Genomic DNA, 24,142 nt, shown 5'->3' with positions numbered 1-24,142 from the left:
TCAATCGGCGGCAGTCATCACATCAAATCATACTCGATGAAGCCGGTGCGCCGCGCCACGTGATCGTAGAGCTTGCGCGCGGTGGTGTTGGTCTCGTGCGTCATCCAGTAGACGTTCTTGACGCCGATCTTGCCGGCTTCCTGCTTGACCGCTTCGATCAGGGCGGCGCCGACGCCTTTGCCGCGCACCTCCGGGTCGGCGAACAGGTCCTGCAGATAGCAGTTGTTTTTTTCGGACCAGCATGAGCGATGGTAGAGATAGTGCGTCAGGCCGACCGCCTTGCCGTCGAGGGTGGCGATGAACCCCTTCGGCTCGAATTCACCTTCCGTGAACAGCCGCTTCCAGGTGACGGCATAGACCTCTTCCGGCAGTCTGGTTTCGTAGAAGGTGAGGTAGGCGGTCCACAGACGTTGCCAGTCGGCATGGTCGGATTGCGCCAAGGGGCGGACAGTGATCTCGGTCATTTCATTTCCCTTCCGAAGCTTCGGCCCCAAGCTGCCTCGGTGCCTGGTTGGCGGCAACGGTCCAGTAAGGGGAAAGCGCTGTCCGATCCCTTTCGCTCGCTGCACGGGCCGCTCCTCACCCCTGCCTTCTCGCCATGAACGCCAGGCGCTCGAACAGATGGACGTCCTGTTCGTTCTTCAAAAGCGCGCCGTGCAGCTTGGGGAGCGCGTTTTTCGGGTCGGCGCGCAGGTCCTCGGGCGCGATGTCGTCGGCGACGAGGAGGCGGATCCAGTCGAGTGCCTCGGAGGTCGACGGTTTCTTTTTCAGACCCGGCGCGTCGCGGATCTCGTAGAACTGGGTGAGTGCGGCACGCACCAGGTTCTGCTTGATGCCGGGATAGTGCACGTCGACGATCCGGTGCAGCGTGTCGACGTCGGGAAAGCGGATATAATGGAAGAAGCAGCGGCGCAGGAAGGCGTCCGGCAATTCCTTCTCGTTGTTGGAGGTGATGATGACGATCGGGCGCACAGCGGCGCGGATCGTTTCGCCGGTCTCGTAGACGAAGAACTCCATCCTATCGAGTTCCTGCAACAAATCGTTGGGGAACTCGATATCGGCCTTGTCGATCTCGTCGATCAGAAGCACGACCTTCTTGGCCGTCGCGAAGGCGTCCCACAGTTTGCCGCGCTTAATATAGTTCCCGATGTTGTTGAAGCTGATATCGCCGAGTTGGCTGTCGCGCAGCCGCGACACGGCGTCATACTCGTAGAGGCCCTGCTGCGCCCTTGTCGTCGACTTGACATGCCATTCGATCAGATCGAGCCCGAGCGCCGCCGCCACTTGCCGGGCCAGTTCGGTCTTGCCGGTGCCGGGCTCGCCCTTGACCAGCAATGGCCGCTCCAGGGCGATCGCCGCATTGACCGCCACCATCAGGTCCTTGTCGGCGACATAGGCCGCCGTGCCTTCGAAACGCATTCTTGCTCCTCGGTTTGTGGTGGCAACCGTAAGGAGACAGTCCAGCCTGTGCAAGGCACCGCGGCGAGGACGCGGTGAAACCTCGTGTCGCGCAGGTCCCAGGCAGGGCTTTGCGACGAATTAAGCCGCCGAACATGGCCGTCTCTATGGCGCTTGGTCGATCGTCGGCCTATATTGGCCGTGACGGTCTGCGCTTCCCGGCAGGAGAACATTTTCCCCGGGGCCTTAATGATCCCTAGGGAGCTGTCCCTGGGAAGACCCGTGGGTTTTCTCATACGGCGCCCACCTACTTTGTAGGTTCCCGGGATCGCTCTCTCCACCGGTTGTGTGGATCGTCACCCATCAAGGCCAATTTAGCGGATTTGTCGTCGCGCCGCTTTGTGCGGTGCCAACGAACGAAAGTCGCTCCGTTCCTCCAAAACGTCGCTCCTAAAACTCCACCCAAATCTGACCTTTTCTACCGTCCGCGCATGAAATCCTCGAAAGATCTGAAAAGACATTTGCGACGCGAAGCACTCGGGCGCCGCGACGCGCTCGATCCATTCTGGCGGGTGGAGGCAGCGCTCGAAATGGCCGAGACGGCGCGGGACAGCATTGCGATAGAGCCTGGCCAGATCGTCTCCGGCTTCTGGCCGATGCGCTCGGAAGTCGACGTCCGGCCGCTGATGTTCGCTTTGCGCGAAAAGGGGGCAAGGCTTTGCCTCCCCGCCATTCTCGACAAGACCACCATCGTCTTTCGCGAACTGGTGCGCGGCGCACCGATGATCGACATGGGCTTCGGCACCGTCGGGCCGCATGAGGGGGCCGAGGTGCTCGATCCCCAGGTGATGCTGGTGCCGCTCGCGGCTTTCGACGCGCGCGGCCACCGCATCGGCTACGGCGCCGGTTACTACGACCGCGCGATCGCGCGCCTGGTCGACAAGGGGCAGCCGCCGCGGCTGATCGGCATTGCTTTCGACTGCCAGGAGGTGGCGCTGGTGCCGGACGAGCCGCATGACGTGATCATCTCGGAAATACTCACCGAGAACGGGTTGCGCCGGTTCGCGCCGAAATTGTAGATAAGTTCCTGGACGCATGGTCTTTTCCGAAAGTCATGCAGCTTTTTGCTTCGCTGACCTTCGGTTCGGGATCATGCTTATATGAGACTTCTCTTCCTCGGCGATATGGTCGGCAAGACGGGACGCACAGCGGTATGGGAACAACTGCCCGGCCTGATCTCGGATTTCAAACTCGACTTCGTCATCGTCAATGGCGAGAACGCCGCCGGCGGCTTCGGCATCACCGAAGAGATCTTTCGCGAGACGATCTCGGCGGGTGCCGATGTCGTCACCACCGGCAATCATGTCTGGGACCAGCGCGATGCGCTGGCTTTCGCGCCGCGCGAGGAACGGTTCCTGCGTCCGTCCAATTTTCCCAAGGGTACGCCTGGCCGCGGCTCCGGCGTCTACATCGCCAGGAATGGCGCGCGCGTTCTGGTCGCCAACATCATGGGCCGGGTGTTCATGCATCCCGAACTCGACGATCCGTTCCAGGCCGGTGAGCGCGAACTTGCCGCCTGCCCGCTCGGCGAGCAGGCCGATGCGGTGGTCATCGATTTCCATGCCGAAGCGACCTCTGAAAAAATGTGCTTTGCGCATTTCGTCGACGGCCGCGCCAGCCTGGTCGTCGGCACCCACACGCACCAGCCGACCGGCGACCACCATATCCTCAATGGCGGCACCGGCTATATCTCAGACGCCGGCATGTGCGGCGACTATGATTCCTCGCTCGGCATGGACAAGGAGGAGCCGCTCAACCGGTTTCTGTCGAAGGTGCCGAAAGGACGCTTCGAGGCGGCGACCGGCCCGGCGACATTGTGCGGCGTCGGCGTCGACATTTCGGATCGCAGCGGCCTGACCGAGCGGATTGCGCCGTTTCGCCGCGGACCGCGGCTCGAGGAAACGGCGCCATCTTTCTGGTCGTGACATTGATATCAACGCCTGCGATACCTAACTGCCGGCGACACTGCTCTAGATCGTAAGAGGGGACGACCTCCATGCAGCTCATCGAATTCCTGGCGCCGCATTTCGCCTTTGTCTCTGATCCGACCGCGTGGGTCGCGTTGCTGACGCTGATCGTGCTGGAGGTCGTGCTCGGCATCGACAATCTGATCTTCATCTCGATCCTGACCAACAAATTGCCGGAGGCACAAAGGGCCCGCGCCCGGCGGCTCGGCATTTCTGCCGCGCTGATCATGCGGCTGGTGCTGCTAGCCACCATCTCGATCATCGTCCAGTTGACGGCGCCGGTATTCACCGCCTTCGGCCACGGCTTTTCCTGGCGCGATCTGATCCTGATCGCCGGCGGCCTGTTCCTAGTCTGGAAGGCGACCAAGGAGATCCACCACACGGTCGATCTCGAGGATCACCAGGACACGATGATGGGCGAGACGCTGCAGCTTTCGCTGGCCGGCGCGATTTTCCAGATCCTGCTGCTCGACCTCGTCTTCTCGATCGATTCGATCATAACCGCGGTCGGCATGACCGACGAGATCGCCATCATGTATATCGCCGTCATCGTGGCAGTCACCGTGATGATGCTGGCGGCCGGACCGCTCGCCAACTTCATCGCCAAGAACCCGAGCATCGTCATGCTGGCGCTAAGCTTCCTGCTGATGATCGGCATGACACTGATCGCCGACGGCATGGGCTTCCATGTGCCGAAGGGCTACATCTACGCCGCCATGGGTTTTTCGGCGCTGGTCGAGGGTCTCAACATGCTGGCGCGGCGTCGGAGAAAGACAAAGGCCGGCGCCGGGCACTAAGCCATTGACGCTTGACTCTTAGGTATTGTACGTACAATATTGTAAATAATGGTGCTGCCTTGGAGTTTGAGTGGGATGCCGAAAAGGCCAAGCGCAATCTGGCCAAACATGGTGTCGCATTCGATCTCGCAAAGAATGTCTTCGACGATCCGCTCCATCTGATTGTGCCTGATCGGTTCGAAGATGGGGAGCAGCGATGGCATGCGGTCGGGATGGATCGAAACGCTGGTGATCCTGCTCGTCGTTCACACTTACCCCGATCTCGAAGATGAAGCGCGGGTTCGGATTATCGGCGCCCGAAAGGCGACGCCGCATGAAAGAGGCGCTATGAGCAGGAAGGAGCTTAGCCAGGATCAGCGCGATCAACTTGCCAAGCTGGCTGATTTGCCTGACGATGAAATTGATACTTCCGACATTCCGGAAGCGCCGGCCGAGAACTGGATTCATGCTCGCCGCGGGCATCTTTACCGACCGCTCAAGCAGCCGGTGACCATTCGGCTCGACGCTGATGTGCTGTCCTGGTTCAAGGAGCATGTCGAGGGTGGCGGTTATCAAACCGAGATCAATCGCGTGCTCCGTCGTCATGTGGCGGAGCAGGAAAAGCGGCGATCCTGAGCGCTCCAGCTAAGTCGTCGGCACACCCTTCGGATGGCGGTCGCCGATCAGGCCAAGCGTCAAGCCTTGCTCCAGCCAGGCCTTGGCGCCGGCGAGGACCAGCGCGAAGCCATCGGTTGAGCCGATCGCCTGCTTGACCTGCTCGTCGGCACTGCCGGCAAAGCCGAAATTCCGGACTTCGACAAAGGTCGTGCCGCCCGGCATCTCGCTAAAGGTCCAGACTACCGTGGTCGGCGGATCGCTCCATTGCATGACGATCTTTTCGTTCCTGACGATCTCGCTGACCGTGACCGGCGTCGAAACACCATACATGCGCCATTCCCAGCGAACCTCGTTGCCGCTGTCCAACCTGTCGCTGCCATGAGTGAACCAGAATTTCGTGGTGATCGCCGGATCGACGATGGCTTCGAACACTTCTGCGACCGGCCGCCGGATCAGCATGCCGGCTTCTGCGACCGGTGTCTCGCGGATGTCCATGTCGTCCTCCTTCTCAAGTCGATGCCGCCCCTGTCGCCAGGCGTCGGGGTCACCAGGCGTCGGGTTCGCGCACCAGGTGAATGATGTTGGCCGGATTGGTGATCCAGCCGCCGCGAAAACCTTCGCCGAGTGCCTCGATGGCGTCGCAGCGCACGACGCCGGCCTTGGCGAGATGATCGGCGGCGCCCGGAAAATCGTCGGTGAACAGCTCCAGCCAGACCTCGGCCTGGCTCAGCATCGGCGCTTCGTCGATCCACAGGCGATTGGGGCCGAGTTCGAAACCAACGGCCGGCGCCTTGGCTGTGAACGGTTTTAAGCCGACAACATCGCGGTAGAAAGCGATCGTCTCCTGGTATTGGTGCGGCGGCACCTTCATGGCGATGTTGACGCCGCCGGTAATTTTCGCAGTCATTCTTTCCTCCGTCTTCTCAGATATTGTCTTCATTGGCGGGCTCGCCCTTCATCTCGCTGCGGTAATAGCCGTCGCGCAGGTTGATGCCGTATTCGACATAGGCCTTCATGCAGGCCAGCATCTGCGACCAGCCCTCGCAATTGAGGTAGGACTTCTTCAGGCCGACCGCGTCCTCGCGCCAGCCGGTTTCGGCGATAGTGACGAAGGTGCCGCCGTCGTCCAGCGGCTCGAAATTCATCTCGATGCGCGTCTTGTAGGCCGGCTTGCCGTCGGCGTCGGTGGCGTCCCAGCGCAGCACGATGCGGCTGTCTTTCTTCACCTCGTCGACCTCGACCGGCACCTTGCCCCACCAGACGACCTCGGCGCCGGCCACCAGCGGCGCGCTGGCGCCGCCGATCGTGGTGAAATAGCCGCTGAGCTTCGTCGGATTGACGACCGCGTCGAAGACCTCGGCGACCGGTTTGCCGATGCGGCCCGAAACTCTGAATCCAAGAGACATATCCACAGCTCCTTCCTTGATCAGATCGGTATTATGTTATAAAAATATAACATGTCAAGCAAAACGCAGGACGACAATGTTTTCAAGGCGCTGGCGCATCCGCGCCGGCGTGCGCTGCTCGACGAGTTGAAGGACGCGCCGCGGACCACGGGCATGCTGTGCGATGCCTTTCCCGACATGGACCGCTGCACCGTCATGCTGCATCTGAAAGTGCTGGAGGAAGCCGACCTGATCGTGGCGCGGCGCGAGGGGCGCGAACGCTGGAACCATCTCAATGCGCTGCCGATCAAGCAGATCCACGACCGCTGGATCAGCCAGTACGCCACGCATGCGATCAGCATTCTCGACCGGTTGAAATCCGATCTGAAAGGGTGAAGGGCCGCAGGATGCAGCTGGCGGACGTGTCGCGCACCACCGGTTACGGCGCGGCTGGACGAATTGAGCCGATTTATCTATAAGCCGGCCATTCCGACATAGAGCGCCGTACGTCCATCCGGACGCACCTGGGACGTTCTGAAGTTTTAAATTCGAGCGTTTTGGCAAAAGGCGAGGTGACTACCTCGCTGCAGGATGCTCTGCCAAGAAGACGACAGGGGTGCCATGGCTGGCCATTCACAGTTCAAGAACATCATGCACCGCAAGGGCCGCCAGGACGCGGTGCGGTCGAAAATGTTTTCCAAGCTGGCGCGCGAAATAACCGTCGCCGCCAAGAGCGGCACGCCGGATCCGTCGATGAACCCGCGCCTGCGTCTTGCCGTGCAGAACGCCAAAGCGGTGTCGATGCCGAAGGACAATATCCAGCGCGCCATCAACAAGGCGTCGATGGGCGATGCCGAGACTTACGAAGCCGTGCGCTACGAAGGCTACGGGCCGGGTGGCGTTGCGCTGATCGTCGAGGCGCTGACCGACAACCGCAACCGCTCGGCGTCGAATGTGCGCGCCGCCTTCACCAAGGCCGGTGGGGCGATGGGCGAAACCGGCTCGGTGTCGTTCATGTGGGACCGTGTCGGCGAGATCTTCTATCCGGCGTCAGTAGGCAGTGCCGAGAAGGTTATGGACGCGGCGATCGAGGCCGGTGCCGACGACGTCCAGTCGGACGAGGAAGGCCACACGATCTATTGCGCCTTCGAGAATCTGGGTGAGGTGTCGAAGGCGCTGGAAGGCGTGCTCGGCGAGGCTGAATCGGTGAAGCCGATCTGGAAGCCGCAAACCAACATTGCGGTTGACGAGGAACGGGCACAGTCGCTGATGAAGCTGGTCGCGACGCTCGAGGACGATGACGACGTGCAGAGTGTCTACGCCAATTTCGAGGTCGACGACGAGACCATGGCGAAGCTCAGCGCGGCATGAGCGGCGCTCAGCCAGGCACGAGCGGAGCTCAGCCAGACATAAGCGAACAGGCTCTGCCCGGGGTCCGCATCACCTATTGCACGCAGTGCCAGTGGCTGCTGCGGGCCGGCTGGATGGCGCAGGAGCTGCTGTCGACCTTCGGAACGGATCTGGGCGAGGTGACGCTGGTGCCGGGCACCGGCGGCATCTTCACCATCAGCTGCAACGAGACCCTGGTCTGGGACCGCAAGCGTGATGGCGGCTTTCCCGATGCCGCAAAGCTCAAGCAACTGGTTCGCGACGTGATCGATCCGGACCGCGATCTCGGCCATGCCGATCGAAAGGGCCATAAGTCAAAAGACCCCGGGTCCAAAGACCCTGCCTGACGCAGGGTCTTTTGCATTTCTGCCCCTGCATTCATTGCCACGCTAAAATGAAGCAGCCCAGCGCGGCGATGGCGGTGATGGTGCGGACATGGTTCCACATCACCCAGTCCCTGAGATAGGTGGTCCACACAGCGGCGCCGTTGGCGCTCGCCGGATCGACGGCGGCCAGCGCGTTGTTGAGCGGCACGTTGAAGATCATCGTCACGATCAGGTTGCCGACGACATAGATCAGGGCGCCGGCGAGAAGCCAGAACGAACCCGGCTGGTTCCAGCCGAGAATGGCGCCGACGACGAGGATGAGGCAGACCAGCCCGGTGCCGAAAAGCGCGGTCATGAATATCGGCGTCACCGCAGTGACGTTGATCGAATTCATGGCGGCGATGCCGCCCGCGGCAGGCATGCGGGCCAGGCCCGGCATGACGAAGCTGGAAAAGGCGAAGAAGACACCAGCGACGACGCCCGAGCCGAGCGCGGCGATGAAGGTTAGGGTAGGGAGCAGTTTCATGATCATGTCAGTTGCTCAAGATGCCCGTAGCGGCGGTTTCGGTTGCATAGGCGGAAAAGTCCTTTGGGGCGCGGCCGAGCACCCGCTCGACGCCGTCGGTCAGCGCCTCGTTGCGGCCGTCGAGCACCTCGGTGAACAGTTCGTTGAGCAGCCAGGCGAACTCGGCCGGCAACTCGTACCCGGCTACTGCGGCGGTGAACTCGGCATGCGAAACCCGTTTGAACCGGATGTCACGGCCGCTCGCCTTGCCGATCTCGGCGACCGCCTCGGCAAAGCTCAGCAGCCGTGGCCCGGTCAGCTCGTAAAGCTGGCCGATATGGCCCTGCCGGGTAAGCACCGTAACGGCGGCGTCGGCGATGTCGTCGGCATCGACGAACGGTTCTCCGACAGTGCCGACCGGCAAAGCCACCTCACCGGTGAGCAGCGGATCGAGCAAAAAACTCTCGCTGAAGTTCTGGGGAAACCAGGCGCAGCGCAGGATTGTCCAGTCGGCGCCTGAGGCTTTCAGGATCTCTTCGGCGCGTTGCGCTTCCGTTTCTCCGCGCCCCGACAGCAGCACCAGCCGGCGCACACCGCGCTCCACGGCAAGATTGGCGAAGGCGCCGACCGCTTCGGCCGCACCGGGCACCGCAAGATCAGGATAGTAGCTGATGTAGACGGCGCCGACACCATCGAGTGCAGGTTCCCAGGTCGCGTCGTTTTCCCAGTCGAAGGGTGGCGCGCCCAAGCGCGAGCCGATCCGTACCGGCAGGCCCTGCGCCGTCAGCCTGTCTGCGAGACGACGGCCGGTTTTGCCGGTCCCGCCGAGGATCAAAATCGGTTTTTTTGCTGTGTCGATCATGGCGATTTACCTTCGTTCACAAACATGAGTAATCCTCACATTTGCAAAATGTGATAAACCCTCGTATTTTGCGAGTCAAGCCAATTTGTTGATCATTCGTCGGGAGACAGTGATGGAAGGCTCGACCGTAGCGCGTTCACAGGATGGCCAGATCGCATCGCCGCGCCGGGCGCCAAGCCAGCAGCGCAGCCGCGAGCGAGTCGAGCGGATGCTGGCCGCCGCCTCCGCGCTGATCGCCGAGCAAGGCAGCGACGTCATGCGCATGGGCGAGGTGGCGGAACGGGCCGGCGTGTCGATCGGTTCGCTCTACCAGTTCTTCCCTGACAAGCGGGCGATCATCTGGGCACTAGCCGAGCGTTACACCGCCGAAAGCCAGGCCTGCATCGCGGCAGCGCTTGCACAGGTCAGCGACGCCGAAGGGCTGCGGCGGGCGTTTTCCGAGCTGGTGGATATCTATTACGGGCTGTTCCTGGCGGAGCCGGTGATGCGCGACATCTGGTCGGGCACACAGGCCGACAAGGCGCTGCGCGAACTCGAGCTCGCCGACAGCCGGGCCAACGCCGAATTCCTCACCGCCGTGCTGAAGCGGCTGCGGCCTGCCGCCGATCCGGCGGCGCTCGAAACGACGGCGCTTCTCATCTGGCAGATGGGCGAGGCCGCTATGCGGCTGGCGATCTCGGTCGGTCGAAAAGAAGGCGACGATCTGGTCGCCGCCTATAAGCGGATGGCGCTGCGCGAACTGGTCGGCGAATAGAGCCGCATTTCGGCAACAAAAAAACCCGCCACGAGGGCGGGTTCTTCGATCCGAAAAAGGGCCTGCGGCTTAGAGGCCGAAACCTTCGAAACGCTTCTTGAACTTCGACAGGCGGCCACCGCGGTCGAGCAGGGTCTGCTGGCCGCCGGTCCAGGCCGGATGGGTGGTCGGGTCGATGTCGAGGTTCATCGTATCGCCCTCCTTGCCCCAGGTCGAACGGGTCATGTATTCGGTGCCGTCGGTCATGACGACCTTGATGGTGTGGTAGTCGGGATGGATGTCGGTCTTCATTGTGCTATTCCTGGTTCGCCGGCGCTGCTGACGGGCATAAAGCCTGCGTCGATGCGCCCCTTTTTAAAACTCGAAGCCGCAGCTATTGAGGAGCCACGGCTTTTAAAAACGGTCGGCGAGCCTATACATCAGCCGGAATTGAATCACAAGGCCGCTGCAAGCGCATATTAAGGCGCATGCCCAGAAGAGCCAGAGGAAACGGTCATGGCGCACACCAGCGGCGATGCAGACGAGCGTAGGCGCTCGCTCAAGCCGCTGCGGCGCCTGTTCCCCTACATCACCCGCTACCGGAAAATGGTCATTGGCGCGGTCGTCTCGCTCACCGTCGCGGCGGCGACGACGCTGGCGCTGCCGCTCGCCGTGCGGCGGATGATCGATCACGGCTTTTCCGCTTCCGATTCCAGTTTCATCGCCGAGTATTTCGCCATGCTGGTGGTGATGGCCGCCTTGCTCGCTGCGGCGTCGGCCAGTCGCTATTATTTCGTCATCACGCTGGGCGAGCGCGTCGTCGCCGACATCCGCAGCGATGTGTTCCGCCATGTCACGACGCTGTCGCCATCCTTCTTCGATACCGCCCAGTCGGGCGAGATCGTGTCGCGGCTCGCCGCCGACACGACGCAGGTCAAGTCGGCGGTCGGTGCCACCGCATCGGTGGCGCTGCGCAACGTCATCTTGGGTCTCGGCGCCGTGGCGATGATGATCGTCACCAGCCCGAAACTGTCCGGCCTCGTCATCGCCGCCATCCCGGTGATCGTGCTGCCGCTGGTTGCCTTCGGCCGCTCAGTGCGGCGCAAATCGCGGCTGGCGCAGGACACGCTGGCCGACGCCACGGCATATGCCGGCGAGCAGATCGGCGCGGTGCGCACGCTGCAGGCCTTCACCAACGAAAAGCTGGTCACCGGGCATTTTTCATCGGCCGTCGAAGCCGCCTTCGAGGCGGCGCGATCCTCGATCTTTGCCCGATCCTTCCTCACCTTCTTCGCCATCTTCATGATCTTTTCCTCGGTGGTGGCGGTGCTGTGGTTCGGTTCGCGCGACGTGCTCGACGGCACGCTGTCGCCTGGCACGCTCGGCCAGTTCCTGCTCTATTCGGTGTTCGCCGCCGGCGCACTCGGCGCGCTGTCGGAAGTGTGGGGCGAGCTTTCCCAGGCGGCGGGTGCTGCCGAACGGCTGACCGAGATCCTGGCCGAGAAGCCCGCGATCCAAGCCCCCGCGCATCCGAAACAGCTGCCGGCGACGGCCAGAGGCGCAATAAGTTTCGACGACGTATCGTTCTCCTACCCGGCCGGGCCCGACCGTGCCGCCGTCCACGGTCTGAATTTCCAGGTCAAGCCCGGCGAGACGGTGGCGATCGTCGGCCCCTCCGGCGCCGGCAAGAGCACCGTCTTTTCGCTGCTTCTGCGCTTCTACGACCCCGAGACCGGCAAGATCATGATCGACGGCGTCAACGTGCGCGAGGCCGACCCCGTCGCCATACGAGAGCGCATCGCCATTGTGCCGCAGGACGTCACCATCTTCGCGGCCAGCGCGCGTGACAATATCGGCTTCGGTCGTCCGGACGCCAGCCAGGCCGAGATCGAGGCGGCGGCCAAGGATGCGCTTGCCGACGAATTCATCCTGAAGCTCGAGAAAGGCTATGACGGCCAGGTCGGCGAGCGCGGCGTGACACTGTCCGGCGGCCAGCGCCAGCGCGTGGCGATTGCCCGCGCGATTCTGCGCGACGCACCCATTCTTCTGCTCGACGAGGCGACCTCGGCACTGGACGCCGAAAGCGAGACGCTGGTGCAGACGGCGCTGGAGCGGCTGATGCAGGGCCGCACCACCATCGTCATCGCCCACCGGCTGGCGACGGTGTTGAAGGCCGACCGGATCCTGGTCATGGATGGCGGCTGCATCGTCGAGGAAGGCACCCACCAAAGCCTCGTCGGCAAGGGCGGCATCTATGCGCGGCTGGCCAAGCTGCAGTTCGAAACCGGGGCGAATGCTTTCAGGGGCGCCGCGGAGTAGCATCGGGCAACGCTGATGGGTCACCCTCCAGCCAGCCAACAGGCTGCTGAAGTATTTATCAGCCACCGAAGACTGGGCGTTTGCTGCGTCGATAAGCGATGAAGAGTGGAACTCCGACGAGCAAGGACAGTAAAAACGTGCTGGCGATAACTTGTCGTTGTTCCATGGCCGGGTCGCGGACCTTCACCTTTGCGGGCGGCGGGTCTTCGTAAGTAAGATCATACTGCCACTGGATGTTGTCTGCGATGTCGTCAACGGATTTCAGATAATCGACGATCGCCTTGGCCGGCACCTCCGTCTCCAATGTCCGGAAGTCCCAACCAACACGAAATTCGGTTGGGGTGTTGCTCCAGGATGCCTTGAGCGAAACGTAGGGCGTAACGACGTCCTTTATCTGCTCCCCGGAAAACCTGGCTTTTAGATTGCGTATGATGATGCTGTAGCGCTTGTAAAATGGAGTGCCGAGAGAAACGGGACCGATCCTGCCGACCATCGTTGGGACCGGAAGACTGCTCCCGAGATCGGCCTTGATGGTAAATTGCTTGCCGAGGTCGTTGGCCGCCAGCGCATCTGCCGGCAACTGGTAACTCTCTTTGACACTCAGCACGTTGCCGTCGCGGCGATCGACGATATCCAGTCCGGCGACGCTTCGGATACCGGGATACTGCTTGCTGTAATACTGCAGATAGGTGTTGGAGAGATCGGTCAACGACTGGCTGGCCAGTTTTTGACGCATCCAGTCGGCGTTGGCGTCCCCATACATCGAGAAGACCGTCAGGGTCAGCGGGTCGCCCGACTTCTTTGGAAAGTCGAATTGTTCCTCAACCTGGACCGACGGAGTGGTAAGCACCGGACTTGGCATCTTTTCCAATCCGCCAGTGCTGGAAAGCGGCAGCGCGAAGCCGTAGTCGGGTTCTGCGAAATTGCTCGCCTTGCCTCCCTGAAGATCGTTGGTGGCGTCCAGCCAATATGTCTGGGTTCCGATCTTTACCTTCACGATAGCATGATCGAAATTGCTAAGCGCCGGCAGATGCTGATCCAAGGCCCGGCCTTGGTCGAGATCCGCCAGGGCGACTTCGGCAGAGATGCCAAGTCGCACGAGCGACGAAGCAAGCAGCAATGCCTTGTCCTTGCAATCACCAAATCCGCTACGCAGGACAGTCGCAGGGTCGCGCGGAATGTGAGATCCGGCACCGATCGACAGGCTGACATAGCGTATCTGGTCCTGCACCAATCGCATCGCCTGGACCATCCGGTCCGCGGGCACGGGATGCTTGATGGCTATAGCGTCGAGCTTTGCGGCGAAGTCGGCAGGAAAGCTGGTCACGGGCTTATAATGGGCCGCAACTGCATCGACCACACTTTGCCAATTCGCAGTGGAGGACACATCGAAAGAGCCCCAGGCCGGATACTCTACCGGCAGATTGTCCTCAACCTTGATCGGTTTCGGGTTTGCAATTTCCCACAAATAGACACTGTCCGATCCCGATGAAGAGATCGAAGGCTTGAGTTGGGTTCCCCGTGCCTTGACGTGCAGCGGCTGGGCGGTCGGCCAGGTGATGATGGTCCTGATAAGCGCCACCGGCTCGTCCCATTCGGACGCGAAACTTTTGAAGAAAAGGTCTTTCCCGACGAGCGGGGTTATCTCATAGGTCGATCCATAGTCGATGATGTCGCCGACGCGCACGTCATCGATATTGGCATGCGCTGTCAGCCAGCCATCGAAGACGCCTTTTTCGGCGTCTCTTTCCTTGCGGAAAATGTCGAATTTGACGTCTTCCAGCCGGTCCAGCACGGCGCCATCGCGGATGATGTGAAGATGGTTGAACGTGACCTTATGCCGGGACGGATCGAACTGCAGGTCGATCCGCGCGCCCTGTTCGAGGCCGGGGCGGTCGACGATTTTGTAGACGGTGCGCCAGTATTCGACATAGCCGACGGCGCGGTGCTTGATCTGATCGTCCGAAAGCAGCCATGAAATGCCGTTTTTGACCTGATCCGATCGCGCCGGGTCGGCAGCCGGAATATCAACCCGCTTTACCCAGCTTTCCGCAGGGCCCTTGGGAACCATGTCGTCAGACATGGCGGGAGAACTCAAACCGATCAATAAGATGAAAAATACGACGAGGCACCGTAAAGACTTGACCTCGCGAAAACTGATACAGGCCGACATCTGCCCCCGCAGAGTTGAAGACAGCTCTTTCTCTGAGGCTTTCCAGTCAAAGTAAAGTCTGGCCGTGCAGATTTTTACAGCCTGCGGTAGCAGGAAGCGACTTGGGGTGGCGGTGTTCAGCCGCCGTAGCGCTTCTTCAGGTGATCGGTGAAATGCGCGGCGTTGAGTTTCTCGCCGGTGGCGCGTTCGAGCAGGTCGGGGGTCGACCAGCGGGAGCCTTGCGACCAGATCCTTTCACGGCGCCAGTCGTTGATCGCCGCGAAATTTCCCTTGGCGAGGTCTTCGTCGGCCGAAGGATGGTCTCTGGTCAGCGCCGCCCATTGCTGCGCCGCCATCATGGCGCCCAGCGTATAGGACGGGAAATAGCCGAAGGCGGCACCCGGCCAGTGCACGTCCTGCATCGGCCCGTCGGCCGAGTTGTCGATGGTCGACAGGCCGAGATAGTCGCGCATCTTGGCGTCCCAGGCCTCGGGCAGGTCGGCTGCCTCCAGCCGTCCCGAGACAAGCTCCTGTTCCAGCTCGTAGCGCAGGATGACATGCAGCGGATAGGTCACCTCGTCGGCGTCGACGCGAATCAGGCCGCGCTCGACCCTATGAACATGCGGCAGGATGTCGTCGATCGACCAGGTCTCGCCGAGGTGCTTTTCGACCACCGGCAGCGCCCAGCGCCAGAATTCGGGGTTGCGGCCGATCTGCTTTTCGACGAACAGGCTCTGGCTTTCATGCACGGCCATGCCGCGCGCCTTGCCGAGCGGCCAGTGCGCCCACGCCTTCGGCAGGTTCTGTTCGTAAAGCGCATGGCCGGTCTCGTGCAGCACGCCCATCAGCGCTGACAGGAAATCGGAGGTCTTGTAGCGGGTGGTGATGCGCACGTCGCTCGGCACGCCGCCGCAGAACGGATGATGCGATACCGAAAGCGAGCCGTGGGTGAGGTCGAAGCCGACCGCCGCCATCATGGCGAGGCCAAGCTCGCGCTGCTTTTCGATCGCATAGCTGCCCGAAAGCGGCTTCAGCGGGTGTTTCGCTAGCCGCTTTTCCTGCACGGCCAGTGCCTCCGGTACGAAATCCCTGAGAAAGGTCTTCAACTCGGCGAAGACCGGCGTGATGTCGGCGGCGCGGTTGCCGGGATCGTATTGCTCCATCAGCGCGTCATACGGATCGAGGCCGAGCACGTCGGCGCGAAGCGCTGCTTCCTCGCGCACCAGCGCCACGACGCCTTCGAGCGCCGGCAAAAACCCCGCCCAGTCGTTTTTCGCGCGCAGGTCGCGCCAGAGCTGCTCGGAGCGCATGCGCGCGGTCGTTTGGCGCTCGACGAATTCAACCGGCAGGCAGGTCAGGTTGGTATACTGCCGCCGGAACTCCTTGACCGCTGCCTGCTGTTCTTCGTTCAGCGTCTCCTGTTCGGCCGCTGCAATCCAGTCGGCGATCTCCGGCGCGGTCGATCTGGCGTGATGCATGCCAGCCAGCGCCGACATCGCCTCGGCGCGCTTTTCGCCGCCGCCGACGGCCATGTGGGTCGCCTCGTCGGCACCGAGAATGGCGAGCGCATGCTCCAGCGCTTCGAGCTTGTGACCGAGGTCGTCGAGTTTTTGAAAGGACATGGTGGGTTCCGCTGAATTTGAACGGCGGGAAAAGATACCAACGCGCGGGCATTGGCAACCCTGAAGGCCGTCGGCGATAGGCACATTGGTTGCTAACACGATGCACGCCGCAGATGCGTCTTGCGAGAGCGGCGGCGTGCGTGATCATATCGCGATACGGCGCCGTGCCGCGACGGGAGACAAAGCATGATCGCCAATGTGCTGGTCGGGTTGGTGGCGCTGATCCACGTCTACATCGTCTATCTGGAGATGGTGCTGTGGAACACGCCACGCGGCCACAAGGCGTTCAAGCTGACGCCGGAATTCGCCAGCGCATCGAAAGTGCTTGCGGCCAACCAGGGGCTTTACAACGGCTTTCTCGCCGCCGGTCTGATCTGGGGACTCTACCTCGGCGAGGCCGGTTTCCAGATCAAGATCTTCTTCCTGCTCTGCGTCGCCATCGCCGGCCTCTATGGCGCGGCGACGGTCGGCAGGAAAATCCTCTACATCCAGACCGTACCGGCGGCAGCTGCTCTGTTCGTACTTTGGCTGGGCGCATGACCCCGAAAGTCGATCGATTTTCGGGTCATGCGCGGACCTGCTGCGCGGGCTTCGGTGCGGAACGGATCTTGCGCAAAAAAGGTAATGTTTTCAGGCCTTGCTAGCCCGCATTGCCGCCCTAAATGCGGCCGCCGCCTGGAGCCGGGGCGATCAGCGCTCGGTCAGTTTCAGCTCGATGCGGCGGTTCTTGTTGCGCGCGTCTTCGGTGTCGGCGGGGTCGAGCGGCTGGAATTCGCCGAAGCCGGCCGCAACCAGGCGGTTGGCCGGCACGCCGTTCTCGATCAGGAACTTCACCACCGAGGTCGAGCGCGCCGTCGACAATTCCCAATTGTCGCGGTAGCGGCCGGTGCCCGACAGCGGCTTGTCGTCGGTGTGGCCGTCGACGCGCAGCACCCAGTTGATCTCCGGCGGGATCTCCTTCTGCAGGTCGATGATGGCGTCGGCGAGCTTCTTCATCTCGTCCTTGCCGGCGTCGTTGATCACTTCGGAGCCCGTCGGGAAAAGCACTTCCGACTGGAAGACGAAACGGTCGCCGACGATGCGGATGTTCTCGCGGTCGGCGAGGATTTCGCGTAAGCGCCCGAAGAAGTCGGACCGGTAGCGGTTCAGTTCCTGCACACGCTGCGCCAGCGCGACGTTCAGGCGGCGCCCGAGATCGGCGATCTTGGTGTTGGACTCGCGATCGCGCGTTTCGGACACGTTGAGCGCTTCTTCGAGCGCTCCGATCTGCCTGCGCAGCGCCGAGATCTGCTGGTTGAGGATTTCAACCTGGCTCAGCGCCTGCTGGCTGATCTGGCGCTGGTTGTCGAGCTCGCCCGAAAGCGCCGTGGCGCGCTGGTTGGCCGCGTCGCCGGCACCGGCGCCTTGCGCCAGCAATTGCTCGAGCCGGCTCTTTTCCGCCTCCGACGCCGACAGCGACGCCTGCAGATTGGCGAGCGAATCTTCCTTGTCCTGCGTCGTCGAGCGCTCCAGCGCCAGAAGCTGGGTCAGTTCGTTGATCTGCGAATTAAGGCGGTTGAGCACCGTGTCCTTGCCGGAGATTTCGCGGCCGAGCAGGAACTGCGCCAGCACGAAGACCGTGAGCAGGAACATGATCGCCAGCAGCAACGTCGACAGCGCGTCGACGAAGCCTGGCCAGTAATCGATACGGCGATCGCTACGCCGGCTCCTGGCGAGAGCCATGCTAATGGACTCCAGTCTTCTTCAGGGCGTCGGCTATCTTCTCCAGCGTATTGCGCATCGCCTTCTGCTCGTCCGACTGGGCCTCGACCCAGTCGCGCATGATCTGCTGCTCCGAGCGCATGTTCTTGACCAGGCCCGATATGCCGTCGGCAAGATTGGCCATGGCGGTGGCGACACGCGGATTGGCGCCGCCGCCGTTCTCCTGCATGCTACGCAGTCTTTCCGACAGGACGCGGATCTCGTCGGAGGATTCGGTCTTGGCCGGTTCGGCGACAACAATATCGGACGACAGGTCGGTGACCGAGGACAGCCAGTTTTCGAGCTCGGTGTAGAAGCGTGTCTGGGCGCGGCCAGCCTGCAGGTCGAGGAAGCCGAGCACCAGGGAACCGGACAGGCCGAACAGCGAGGACGAGAAGGCGGTGCCCATGCCGGCCAACGGCGCGGAAAGCCCCGCCTTCAACGATTCGAGCACGGCGGCCGCATCGCCGGTGCCGGGATCGAGCGACTCGATGGTTTCGCGGATCGAGCCGATCGTGTTGAGCAGGCCCCAGAAGGTGCCGAGCAGGCCAAGGAACACCAGCAGCCCGACAAGGTAGCGCGAGGTGTCGCGGCTTTCGTCGAGGCGGGTGGCGATCGAATCGAGCATGGTGCGCATCGAGCTGGTCGAGAAGGCGATCGTCGACGAGCGGCCGATCATCGCCTTCATCGGCGCCAGCAGCACCGGTTCGGTGGTTTCGGAGCCGGCCCGAAAGGAGTTGACCCAGCGCACTTCGCGAAACAGCCGGCCGACCTGCACGAAGGCCAGCAGGATGCCGACCACAAGCACGCCGATGATCAGGCCGTTGAGACCGGGATTGGTGGCAAAGGCGGTCGAGATCTGACGGGTCAGGATGGCGGCGATGAAGGCGACGATCATCAGGAAGATGACCATGGTCAGCAGAAAAACCTGCGGGCTCGACAATTTGTGCGGGTCGTACATCAGAACGTCGGAGCGTCTGCCCATGCCGAACGATTTGAGAAAAGCCATCCGTGCCCCGTTTCCGATGCCACTGCCGCCAATTCACGTTTGACGGCGACTCTAAACGCAATTGTGACGAAATTGAATGGCGCTTGGCAATATTGCCAAGCGGACCATTGGCGTCAGAGTCGGTTGATGACCAGGCAGTCGACCATGGCGGCCAGATGCAGGCCGGCGCCGGTGACGACAAAGCCGTGCCAGAGAGCATTGTGGAAGCGCAGCCCCTTCCAGGCGAAGAAGATGACGCCGCAGGAATAGACGATGCCGCCGGCAACGATCAGCGCGATCGATGTTTTCGGCAATGTCTGGACGAGCGGCTCGACAAGAACGATGCCGCTCCAGCCGATAGCGAGATAGAAGACGATCGCCAGCCGGTCGAAGCGACCGGGAAGAAGCACTTTGATGGCGATGCCGATCGCTGCCGCAACCCAGACCAGGACGATCATCGAGATGGCCAGCCGCGAGCCGTCGAGCTGAGCGAGGAAAGGCGTGTAGGTCGCGGCGATCAGCAGATAGATCGCGGCATGATCGAAGCGCCGCAATATCCACTTGGTTGGCGACGACACCGGCCACAGATTGTAGGCCAGCGACACCGACAGTACGGTGAGCAGCGAAACCACGTAGAAAGCGGCGGCGATATATTCGCCCGGACCGGCACGGAAGGCGGCCAGCGCCAGCAGCGCCGAGCCGGCGGCAATGGCGAGCACGATCCCCACTGCATGGACGATGCCGTCGGCGATCATTTCGGCGCGCGAATAGTGCCAGCGTCCCATGAAGGGGATTTCGATCTGGGATTTGGGCCCGATATGCGTCATGAATGATCCTGCATCCCCTTATCTGGGCGGATGCCGGACAGTATTTCAAGCTTTGGTTGCGATTTTGCGACTGCGGCGGTTCAGCGCGCCAAGTCCGCTAGCTGGAGCCTAGCGCGGCGTCACCGGCTTCCTCACGGTCTTCAACAGCGCACGCTGGATGATCTCGTTGCCGACGACGATGGAACCGCCATCCAGCATGTTCTGCCCGCCGGCGAAGTCGGAGATGAAGCCGCCCGCCTCGCGGATAAGCAGGATGCCGGCGGCGACATCCCAGGCCGACAGGCCGGTTTCCCAGAACCCGTCCATGCGGCCGGCAGCGACGTAGGCGAGATCGAGCGAGGCGGAGCCGAGGCGGCGCACGCCCGAGACTTCAGCCATCACGTTGCGCAGCTCGACCAGGAAATTGCCGTGCTGGCCGCGCCCGAGATGCGGCACACCGCAGCCGATCACCGCGTCGATCAGCTTGGTGCGGCCGGCGACGCGCAGCCGGCGATCATTCATGAAGGCGCCGCCGCCGCGCTCGGCGGTGTAGAGTTCGTCCATCGCCGGATTGTAGACGACGCCGGCGACGATCTGGCCCTGGCGCTCCAGCGCGATCGAGATGGCGAAGAGCGGAATGCCGTGCAGGAAATTGGTGGTGCCGTCGAGTGGGTCGACGATCCAGCGGTGCTGGCCGTCATCGCCCTCGATCAGGCCGCGTTCCTCCATCAGGAAGGCATACCCCGGCCGCGCCTTCGATAGCTCGGTGAAGAGTATTTCTTCTGCCTTGCGGTCGGCTTGGCTGACATAGTCGCCCGGCCCCTTCATCGAGACCTGCAGGTTCTGGACTTCGCCGAAATCACGCGACAGCGAGCGCCCGGCCTTCATGGCGGCCTGGACCATTACATTGAGGATCGCGGAACGCGCCATTGTACTTCTTCCTGCTGCGCTTCTTCCTGCTGCCGGGCCTATTTGCTTTGAGGCATGATCTTATCCAAAAAGTCTGCAACTTTTTGGGATCATGCCTTAGTCGGCGCGGCGCACGTAAGTGATTTCGTTGGTGTCGACGATGATAAGTTCGCCCGAACCGATGAAGGGCGGCACCAGCACGCGGATGCCGTTCTCCAGTATCGCCGGCTTATAGGATGAAGCGGCCGTTTGACCCTTCACCACCGGATCGGCCTCGGTGATGGTCAGCGTCACCTGGTCGGGCAGTGAAATGCCGATCGGCCTTTCATCATAGAGCTGCACCGTCACCATCATGCCGTCCTGCAGGAAGGCGGCGCGATCGCCGACGAAATCCTTTTGCAGTTCAAGCTGCTCGTAGCTTTCGGTGTCCATGAACACCAGCGCTTCGCCCTGCTCATAGAGGTAGGAGAAATCTTTCATCTCCAGCCGGATCTGTTCGACGGTTTCGGCGGAGCGGAAACGCTCGTTGAGCTTAGTGCCGTTGATCAGGTTCTTCAGCTCGACCTGGTTGTAGGCGCCGCCCTTGCCGGGCTTGACAGCGTTGGTTCTGACCGCCACCCACAGGCCGCCATCATGCTCGATGACGTTGCCGGGACGGATTTCGTTGCCATTGATCTTGGCCATGCTGATGTGATCCGGAATGAGATTTTCGCCGTGAAAGCGATTTGGCGCCTCCAAGACCACAAATCGCCAGGAGAGGCAAGGGAGTGGACAGGAGGGGAACGGGGGCGGAGCTATCCCCTCGTCAGCATCCGCTGCCAGATAATTCACCGTCCGCGGCGCTTTACGGCAGGCGGTTGGCCTTCTGCAGCGCCTGCTTCGTCTGGTCGTCGGTCAGGCCCTGCAGAAAATCGTCCATCTGCGGATCGATCAGCCCGGCGCGGCGTGCGACGACATACCAGGCGCCGGCAAGGATCGGATCCGGATCGGTGCCGATGCCGCTCATGTAAAGCTTGGCGAGGCGGTTCTGGGCGGCGACATTGCCGCCCTCGGCGGCCTGTTTCATCCAGCCGAAGCCGGACTTCAGGTCGCGGGCGCCACCACGTCCTTCGATCATCCAGGAGGCGAGATCGATCTGCGCCGTATCGTAGTTCTGCCGTGCTGCCTGCGCCAGCAAGCCTCGCGCCTGGACATCGTCGCGCGGCTTGCCGCCGACGCCATTGGCATAGACCTGCGCCATAGCATATTGCGCGTCGGCAAGGCCGGTCGCGGCGGCGCGCTGATAGTAGGACACGGCCTTTGCGATGCCGGCATCGCCGGGGTCCTGTTGCACCAGCAGCTGCGCGAAATTGAACTGCGCCAGACGGTTGCCGGCCTCGGCGGCGGCCTGCATCAGCGCGTAGGCCCCCTTTTCGTCCTTCTTGACGTAGCGGCCGTCGAGCAGCATCAGCGCATATTGGAACTGCGATTCCGGTATGCCCTGCTCGGCGGCAAGCGCATACCACTTCGCTGCCTCTGCCGCATTGACCGGCACGCCAAGGCCGCGCGACAATATCTCGGCGATCAATGTCTGCGCCGCCGGATCGCCGTTCTGGGCGCGAACCAAAGCGAGGTTGTAGGCCGTCTTGTAAAGGCCGCGCTGGAAGGCGCCATAGGCAGAATCGGAAGGCTTGGCACCGAAGCGGTCGGGATTGATGGCGTCGGCCGATGGCAGGGGCGCCGTGGTGGCGGGCTGCGGCAGCGGCATGGCGATCGGCTTGTCCGTGTCTGCACCGATATCGGGCTTGGATTGCGGCAACGGGACGGTTTCCGCCACTGCGGCCTGCACCATGAGCGCCGCAAGCAAAGCACTGAAAAGGATTGTCCGCGCCGGCACGTCAGTCCTCGAAACGCGGCGCGGTTTCGTCGAGCAGCGCGTTGGCGCTGACGACTGCCATCTTCGGGTCGACGCCGTCGGCAAACACGGCGCTCGACAGCGCCACGAATTCGGCGCCGGTGGCAGCCACCGCTTCGACCGAAGCGATGTCGGACCCGGCCATGACGATGCAAGGGATCTGGATCACATCCGCCCACCATTGCCCCAGCGACAGGTTGCGCGGGTGCGGCTCCGGCTTGTTGTCGTAGCCGAAGCGGCCGAAGAAGATGTAGTCGGGCCTGAGCTCGCCGAGTTCCAGCGCATCGTCGCGGGTCTTGGCGCCGCCGGTGCCGACCATCATTTTTGCCTGGAAGCGTTCGATCGTCTCGGCGAGTTCGGCCTTGCCGACCTCGACATGGATGCCATCGGCCTGGACGCGGCCGGCGATGCGGGTGTCGCCGGCAATGACGACGGCAACGCCTGCCGCTTGCGCCGCCGGCACGATCTGTTCGGCGAACGCCTGGAAGGAGGCCTCGTCCATGCCGTTTTCGGGCAGGATGAGCGAGGCGACGTCGCCGCCCTCGAACGCCGCGCCGATGCGCTCAGCCGGCACGCCGGGCGGCGCGATCAGCACGATGCGGCAGCGATTTGGAGGCGTTGCGTCGTTCATTGGTTTTCGATCCCGGTTTTCGCCTATGCCGGGCGAAGATGGTTGCATTGCGGCATAGAGCAAAGTGCCGGCCTTGAACAGGCGGGCGGGGCAGGATCATTGGCGCATGATTGTCGTCCGGCGACGTTCTTGCTTCACTTGATCGCCTGAGTGCTCTCGGCTGGGACCTTCGATTTCCACAGTGTCCAGCCAAGATTCATGCGGGCGGCGGCGACCAGGATGGCGGCGGCGCCGACGATCTGGGCCGGATGCAGCCGATGGCCGAAGGCGACGACATCGACCAGGATCGCGACCACAGGGTAGATAAAGGACAGCGACCCCTGCAGATGCGTTGGCAGCTTCTGAATGGCGCCGTACATCAGGATGTACATCAGACCGGTATGGACGACACCAAGCGTCGCCAGCATGCTCCAGCTCCACGCATCGGCGGGAAGATGGGCAAAGTTGGCGAAGGGTGCCAGCATGACGACGCCGACGCTGACCTGGATCAGGGCGATCAGGTGCGGTGGCGTGCCTCTGAGCTTCTTGGTGACGATGGCGGCGACGGCCCAGAAGAAAGCTGCACCCAGCGCCATCGCGATACCGGTAAAATAATCCGTGCCAACACTACCTGTATTGGGGCTTACCTCAGGTGAGGCCTGCACGATCAGCAGCATGCCGGCGAAGGCGATGCCAAGCCAGGCCAGCTTTGTCATGGTCAGCCGCTCTGAAAAGAAGAGCGCGCCAAAGCCGACCAGCATGAAGGGCTGCGTGTTGTAGACTGCCGTGGCGATCGAGATCGAGGCGCGGGAAAACGAGCTGAACAGCAGCAGCCAGTTGACGACGATGGCCGCGCCGCCAAGGGCCGCAATTGCCACGATGCGCAGTGACAGCCTGCCGCGCAGCAGCCCGAGCGCGGCGCAGATGATCAGCAATGTTATCGCGCCGAAGGCGCAGCGCCAGAAGACGACGTCCATGATCGGCTCGCCCGACATGACGACGAACCATCCGATCGTGCCGAGGATCGCCATTGCCGCCGTCATTTCGATCGTGCCGCGCACCGTGCTGTCCATGAAGAGTACC

General features: G+C 62.3%; 29 protein-coding genes and 1 other RNA gene. 12 read left to right on the top strand and 18 right to left on the bottom strand.

Annotated features, from left to right (window positions below):
- Positions 1-17 precede the first annotated feature (17 nt).
- Both AC0L25_RS20800 and AC0L25_RS20795 read right to left on the bottom strand, forming a co-directional pair.
- Positions 18-464 (bottom strand): GNAT family N-acetyltransferase, encoded by a 447-nt coding sequence (locus tag AC0L25_RS20800; RefSeq protein WP_473597242.1) that lies wholly within the window; start codon positions 462-464, stop codon positions 18-20.
- Positions 465-579: 115 nt separating this feature from the next.
- Positions 580-1,419, bottom strand: coding sequence for an AAA family ATPase (locus AC0L25_RS20795; protein ID WP_473597241.1), 840 nt, complete (start codon positions 1,417-1,419; stop codon positions 580-582).
- 182 nt (positions 1,420-1,601) lie between these two features.
- Here AC0L25_RS20795 and ssrS point away from each other — a divergent pair.
- From ssrS to AC0L25_RS20765, 6 genes are all read left to right on the top strand, one after another.
- Positions 1,602-1,757: non-coding RNA, 6S RNA (ssrS, locus tag AC0L25_RS20790), on the top strand.
- A gap of 132 nt (positions 1,758-1,889) precedes the next feature.
- Positions 1,890-2,477, top strand: a complete 588-nt coding sequence (locus tag AC0L25_RS20785; protein WP_473597240.1) for a 5-formyltetrahydrofolate cyclo-ligase — start codon at positions 1,890-1,892, stop codon at positions 2,475-2,477.
- 81 nt (positions 2,478-2,558) lie between these two features.
- On the top strand, positions 2,559-3,383 hold the full coding sequence (locus AC0L25_RS20780) for a TIGR00282 family metallophosphoesterase (protein ID WP_095495408.1): 825 nt from the start codon (positions 2,559-2,561) through the stop codon (positions 3,381-3,383).
- 71 nt (positions 3,384-3,454) lie between these two features.
- Complete coding sequence (locus AC0L25_RS20775; protein ID WP_473597239.1) at positions 3,455-4,222, top strand: TerC family protein; 768 nt, start codon at positions 3,455-3,457, stop codon at positions 4,220-4,222.
- Positions 4,223-4,233: 11 nt separating this feature from the next.
- The gene (locus AC0L25_RS20770) at positions 4,234-4,494 is read left to right on the top strand and encodes a BrnT family toxin (protein ID WP_473597238.1); all 261 of its coding nucleotides are present in this window, start codon (positions 4,234-4,236) and stop codon (positions 4,492-4,494) included.
- Positions 4,451-4,837 carry a BrnA antitoxin family protein gene (locus tag AC0L25_RS20765; RefSeq protein WP_473597237.1) on the top strand — a complete coding sequence of 129 codons (387 nt, stop codon included), beginning with the start codon at positions 4,451-4,453 and terminating at the stop codon, positions 4,835-4,837. Before AC0L25_RS20770 ends, AC0L25_RS20765 begins: the two co-directional genes overlap by 44 nt.
- 9 nt (positions 4,838-4,846) lie before the next feature.
- On the opposite strand, the gene AC0L25_RS20760 is transcribed toward AC0L25_RS20765, so the two are convergent.
- Genes AC0L25_RS20760 through AC0L25_RS20750 form a run of 3 tightly spaced genes read right to left on the bottom strand, consistent with a single transcriptional unit; the run spans position 4,847 to position 6,225 of the window.
- Positions 4,847-5,314: an SRPBCC family protein gene (locus AC0L25_RS20760; RefSeq protein ID WP_473597236.1), complete on the bottom strand. Its 468-nt coding sequence runs from the start codon at positions 5,312-5,314 to the stop codon at positions 4,847-4,849.
- A 49-nt stretch (positions 5,315-5,363) separates the two neighbouring features.
- Positions 5,364-5,726 (bottom strand): hypothetical protein, encoded by a 363-nt coding sequence (locus tag AC0L25_RS20755; protein ID WP_473597235.1) that lies wholly within the window; start codon positions 5,724-5,726, stop codon positions 5,364-5,366.
- Between the two features lie 16 nt (positions 5,727-5,742).
- Entirely contained in the window at positions 5,743-6,225 is a 483-nt protein-coding gene (locus AC0L25_RS20750) for an SRPBCC domain-containing protein (protein WP_473597234.1), read from the bottom strand.
- Positions 6,226-6,276: 51 nt separating this feature from the next.
- Between AC0L25_RS20750 and AC0L25_RS20745 the strand changes: the two genes are divergently transcribed.
- The 3 genes from AC0L25_RS20745 to AC0L25_RS20735 all read left to right on the top strand — a co-directional run bounded on the left by AC0L25_RS20745 (position 6,277) and on the right by AC0L25_RS20735 (position 7,940).
- Positions 6,277-6,600: an ArsR/SmtB family transcription factor gene (locus AC0L25_RS20745; protein ID WP_473597233.1), complete on the top strand. Its 324-nt coding sequence runs from the start codon at positions 6,277-6,279 to the stop codon at positions 6,598-6,600.
- Positions 6,601-6,825: 225 nt separating this feature from the next.
- Positions 6,826-7,575, top strand: coding sequence for a YebC/PmpR family DNA-binding transcriptional regulator (locus tag AC0L25_RS20740; protein ID WP_473597232.1), 750 nt, complete (start codon positions 6,826-6,828; stop codon positions 7,573-7,575).
- Complete coding sequence (locus tag AC0L25_RS20735; protein ID WP_473597231.1) at positions 7,572-7,940, top strand: Rdx family protein; 369 nt, start codon at positions 7,572-7,574, stop codon at positions 7,938-7,940. Before AC0L25_RS20740 ends, AC0L25_RS20735 begins: the two co-directional genes overlap by 4 nt.
- 31 nt (positions 7,941-7,971) lie before the next feature.
- On the opposite strand, the gene AC0L25_RS20730 is transcribed toward AC0L25_RS20735, so the two are convergent.
- Together AC0L25_RS20730 and AC0L25_RS20725 are read right to left on the bottom strand one after the other, a co-directional pair.
- Positions 7,972-8,451, bottom strand: a complete 480-nt coding sequence (locus AC0L25_RS20730) for an anthrone oxygenase family protein (RefSeq protein ID WP_473597230.1) — start codon at positions 8,449-8,451, stop codon at positions 7,972-7,974.
- Position 8,452: 1 nt separating this feature from the next.
- Positions 8,453-9,286 (bottom strand): NAD(P)H-binding protein, encoded by an 834-nt coding sequence (locus AC0L25_RS20725; protein WP_473597229.1) that lies wholly within the window; start codon positions 9,284-9,286, stop codon positions 8,453-8,455.
- Between the two features lie 112 nt (positions 9,287-9,398).
- Here AC0L25_RS20725 and AC0L25_RS20720 point away from each other — a divergent pair, with 112 nt between their 5' ends.
- A complete protein-coding gene (locus AC0L25_RS20720; RefSeq protein WP_473597228.1) occupies positions 9,399-10,040 on the top strand; it encodes a TetR/AcrR family transcriptional regulator in 642 nt (213 codons plus the stop codon).
- A 69-nt stretch (positions 10,041-10,109) separates the two neighbouring features.
- Here AC0L25_RS20720 and rpmE read toward each other — a convergent pair whose 3' ends face one another.
- Positions 10,110-10,331 (bottom strand): 50S ribosomal protein L31, encoded by a 222-nt coding sequence (rpmE, locus tag AC0L25_RS20715; protein WP_006327661.1) that lies wholly within the window; start codon positions 10,329-10,331, stop codon positions 10,110-10,112.
- Between the two features lie 204 nt (positions 10,332-10,535).
- Here rpmE and AC0L25_RS20710 point away from each other — a divergent pair, with 204 nt between their 5' ends.
- Positions 10,536-12,338, top strand: coding sequence for an ABC transporter transmembrane domain-containing protein (locus tag AC0L25_RS20710; RefSeq protein WP_473597227.1), 1,803 nt, complete (start codon positions 10,536-10,538; stop codon positions 12,336-12,338).
- Between the two features lie 58 nt (positions 12,339-12,396).
- Here the strand turns inward: AC0L25_RS20710 and AC0L25_RS20705 are convergent, their stop codons facing one another.
- Entirely contained in the window at positions 12,397-14,421 is a 2,025-nt protein-coding gene (locus AC0L25_RS20705) for a DUF3857 domain-containing transglutaminase family protein (protein WP_473597226.1), read from the bottom strand.
- Positions 14,422-14,627: 206 nt separating this feature from the next.
- A complete protein-coding gene (locus AC0L25_RS20700; RefSeq protein WP_473597225.1) occupies positions 14,628-16,112 on the bottom strand; it encodes a carboxypeptidase M32 in 1,485 nt (494 codons plus the stop codon).
- Positions 16,113-16,298: 186 nt separating this feature from the next.
- Between AC0L25_RS20700 and AC0L25_RS20695 the strand changes: the two genes are divergently transcribed.
- A complete protein-coding gene (locus AC0L25_RS20695; RefSeq protein WP_473597224.1) occupies positions 16,299-16,652 on the top strand; it encodes a DUF1304 domain-containing protein in 354 nt (117 codons plus the stop codon).
- 150 nt (positions 16,653-16,802) lie between these two features.
- Here AC0L25_RS20695 and AC0L25_RS20690 read toward each other — a convergent pair whose 3' ends face one another.
- The 8 genes from AC0L25_RS20690 to AC0L25_RS20655 form a co-directional block, all read right to left on the bottom strand.
- Positions 16,803-17,834 (bottom strand): peptidoglycan -binding protein, encoded by a 1,032-nt coding sequence (locus tag AC0L25_RS20690; RefSeq protein WP_473597223.1) that lies wholly within the window; start codon positions 17,832-17,834, stop codon positions 16,803-16,805.
- A gap of 1 nt (position 17,835) precedes the next feature.
- Positions 17,836-18,861 (bottom strand): MotA/TolQ/ExbB proton channel family protein, encoded by a 1,026-nt coding sequence (locus AC0L25_RS20685; protein WP_473597222.1) that lies wholly within the window; start codon positions 18,859-18,861, stop codon positions 17,836-17,838.
- A 113-nt stretch (positions 18,862-18,974) separates the two neighbouring features.
- Entirely contained in the window at positions 18,975-19,667 is a 693-nt protein-coding gene (trhA, locus tag AC0L25_RS20680; RefSeq protein WP_473597221.1) for a PAQR family membrane homeostasis protein TrhA, read from the bottom strand.
- Positions 19,668-19,775: 108 nt separating this feature from the next.
- Positions 19,776-20,576, bottom strand: coding sequence for an inositol monophosphatase family protein (locus AC0L25_RS20675; protein WP_473597220.1), 801 nt, complete (start codon positions 20,574-20,576; stop codon positions 19,776-19,778).
- Positions 20,577-20,672: 96 nt separating this feature from the next.
- Positions 20,673-21,239, bottom strand: a complete 567-nt coding sequence (efp, locus tag AC0L25_RS20670; protein ID WP_473597219.1) for an elongation factor P — start codon at positions 21,237-21,239, stop codon at positions 20,673-20,675.
- Between the two features lie 160 nt (positions 21,240-21,399).
- Positions 21,400-22,386, bottom strand: coding sequence for a tetratricopeptide repeat protein (locus AC0L25_RS20665; protein WP_473597260.1), 987 nt, complete (start codon positions 22,384-22,386; stop codon positions 21,400-21,402).
- Between the two features lie 46 nt (positions 22,387-22,432).
- On the bottom strand, positions 22,433-23,080 hold the full coding sequence (locus AC0L25_RS20660; protein WP_473597218.1) for a thiamine phosphate synthase: 648 nt from the start codon (positions 23,078-23,080) through the stop codon (positions 22,433-22,435).
- A 134-nt stretch (positions 23,081-23,214) separates the two neighbouring features.
- A complete protein-coding gene (locus AC0L25_RS20655) occupies positions 23,215-24,132 on the bottom strand; it encodes a DMT family transporter (RefSeq protein ID WP_473597217.1) in 918 nt (305 codons plus the stop codon).
- Positions 24,133-24,142: the final 10 nt, after the last annotated feature.

This window comes from Mesorhizobium sp. WSM4813, assembly GCF_055811555.1.
Note: the sequence above shows the minus strand (reverse complement) of the source record. Positions and strands in the feature narration are given on the sequence as shown.

Coding starts and splice junctions, on each gene's coding strand:
- AC0L25_RS20745 (WP_473597233.1), top strand. CDS start 6,277: ATGTCAAGCAAAACGCAGGACGACAATGTTTTCAAGGCGCTGGCGCAT.
- AC0L25_RS20675 (WP_473597220.1), bottom strand. CDS start 20,576: ATGGCGCGTTCCGCGATCCTCAATGTAATGGTCCAGGCCGCCATGAAG.
- AC0L25_RS20795 (WP_473597241.1), bottom strand. CDS start 1,419: ATGCGTTTCGAAGGCACGGCGGCCTATGTCGCCGACAAGGACCTGATG.
- AC0L25_RS20775 (WP_473597239.1), top strand. CDS start 3,455: ATGCAGCTCATCGAATTCCTGGCGCCGCATTTCGCCTTTGTCTCTGAT.
- trhA (WP_473597221.1), bottom strand. CDS start 19,667: ATGACGCATATCGGGCCCAAATCCCAGATCGAAATCCCCTTCATGGGA.
- AC0L25_RS20695 (WP_473597224.1), top strand. CDS start 16,299: ATGATCGCCAATGTGCTGGTCGGGTTGGTGGCGCTGATCCACGTCTAC.
- rpmE (WP_006327661.1), bottom strand. CDS start 10,331: ATGAAGACCGACATCCATCCCGACTACCACACCATCAAGGTCGTCATG.
- AC0L25_RS20750 (WP_473597234.1), bottom strand. CDS start 6,225: ATGTCTCTTGGATTCAGAGTTTCGGGCCGCATCGGCAAACCGGTCGCC.
- AC0L25_RS20690 (WP_473597223.1), bottom strand. CDS start 17,834: ATGGCTCTCGCCAGGAGCCGGCGTAGCGATCGCCGTATCGATTACTGG.
- AC0L25_RS20700 (WP_473597225.1), bottom strand. CDS start 16,112: ATGTCCTTTCAAAAACTCGACGACCTCGGTCACAAGCTCGAAGCGCTG.
- AC0L25_RS20685 (WP_473597222.1), bottom strand. CDS start 18,861: ATGGCTTTTCTCAAATCGTTCGGCATGGGCAGACGCTCCGACGTTCTG.
- AC0L25_RS20800 (WP_473597242.1), bottom strand. CDS start 464: ATGACCGAGATCACTGTCCGCCCCTTGGCGCAATCCGACCATGCCGAC.
- AC0L25_RS20725 (WP_473597229.1), bottom strand. CDS start 9,286: ATGATCGACACAGCAAAAAAACCGATTTTGATCCTCGGCGGGACCGGC.
- AC0L25_RS20710 (WP_473597227.1), top strand. CDS start 10,536: ATGGCGCACACCAGCGGCGATGCAGACGAGCGTAGGCGCTCGCTCAAG.
- AC0L25_RS20755 (WP_473597235.1), bottom strand. CDS start 5,726: ATGACTGCGAAAATTACCGGCGGCGTCAACATCGCCATGAAGGTGCCG.
- AC0L25_RS20720 (WP_473597228.1), top strand. CDS start 9,399: ATGGAAGGCTCGACCGTAGCGCGTTCACAGGATGGCCAGATCGCATCG.
- AC0L25_RS20735 (WP_473597231.1), top strand. CDS start 7,572: ATGAGCGGCGCTCAGCCAGGCACGAGCGGAGCTCAGCCAGACATAAGC.
- AC0L25_RS20780 (WP_095495408.1), top strand. CDS start 2,559: ATGAGACTTCTCTTCCTCGGCGATATGGTCGGCAAGACGGGACGCACA.
- AC0L25_RS20655 (WP_473597217.1), bottom strand. CDS start 24,132: ATGGACAGCACGGTGCGCGGCACGATCGAAATGACGGCGGCAATGGCG.
- efp (WP_473597219.1), bottom strand. CDS start 21,239: ATGGCCAAGATCAATGGCAACGAAATCCGTCCCGGCAACGTCATCGAG.
- AC0L25_RS20740 (WP_473597232.1), top strand. CDS start 6,826: ATGGCTGGCCATTCACAGTTCAAGAACATCATGCACCGCAAGGGCCGC.
- AC0L25_RS20730 (WP_473597230.1), bottom strand. CDS start 8,451: ATGATCATGAAACTGCTCCCTACCCTAACCTTCATCGCCGCGCTCGGC.
- AC0L25_RS20760 (WP_473597236.1), bottom strand. CDS start 5,314: ATGGACATCCGCGAGACACCGGTCGCAGAAGCCGGCATGCTGATCCGG.
- AC0L25_RS20785 (WP_473597240.1), top strand. CDS start 1,890: ATGAAATCCTCGAAAGATCTGAAAAGACATTTGCGACGCGAAGCACTC.
- AC0L25_RS20660 (WP_473597218.1), bottom strand. CDS start 23,080: ATGAACGACGCAACGCCTCCAAATCGCTGCCGCATCGTGCTGATCGCG.
- AC0L25_RS20705 (WP_473597226.1), bottom strand. CDS start 14,421: ATGTCTGACGACATGGTTCCCAAGGGCCCTGCGGAAAGCTGGGTAAAG.
- AC0L25_RS20665 (WP_473597260.1), bottom strand. CDS start 22,386: ATGGTGCAGGCCGCAGTGGCGGAAACCGTCCCGTTGCCGCAATCCAAG.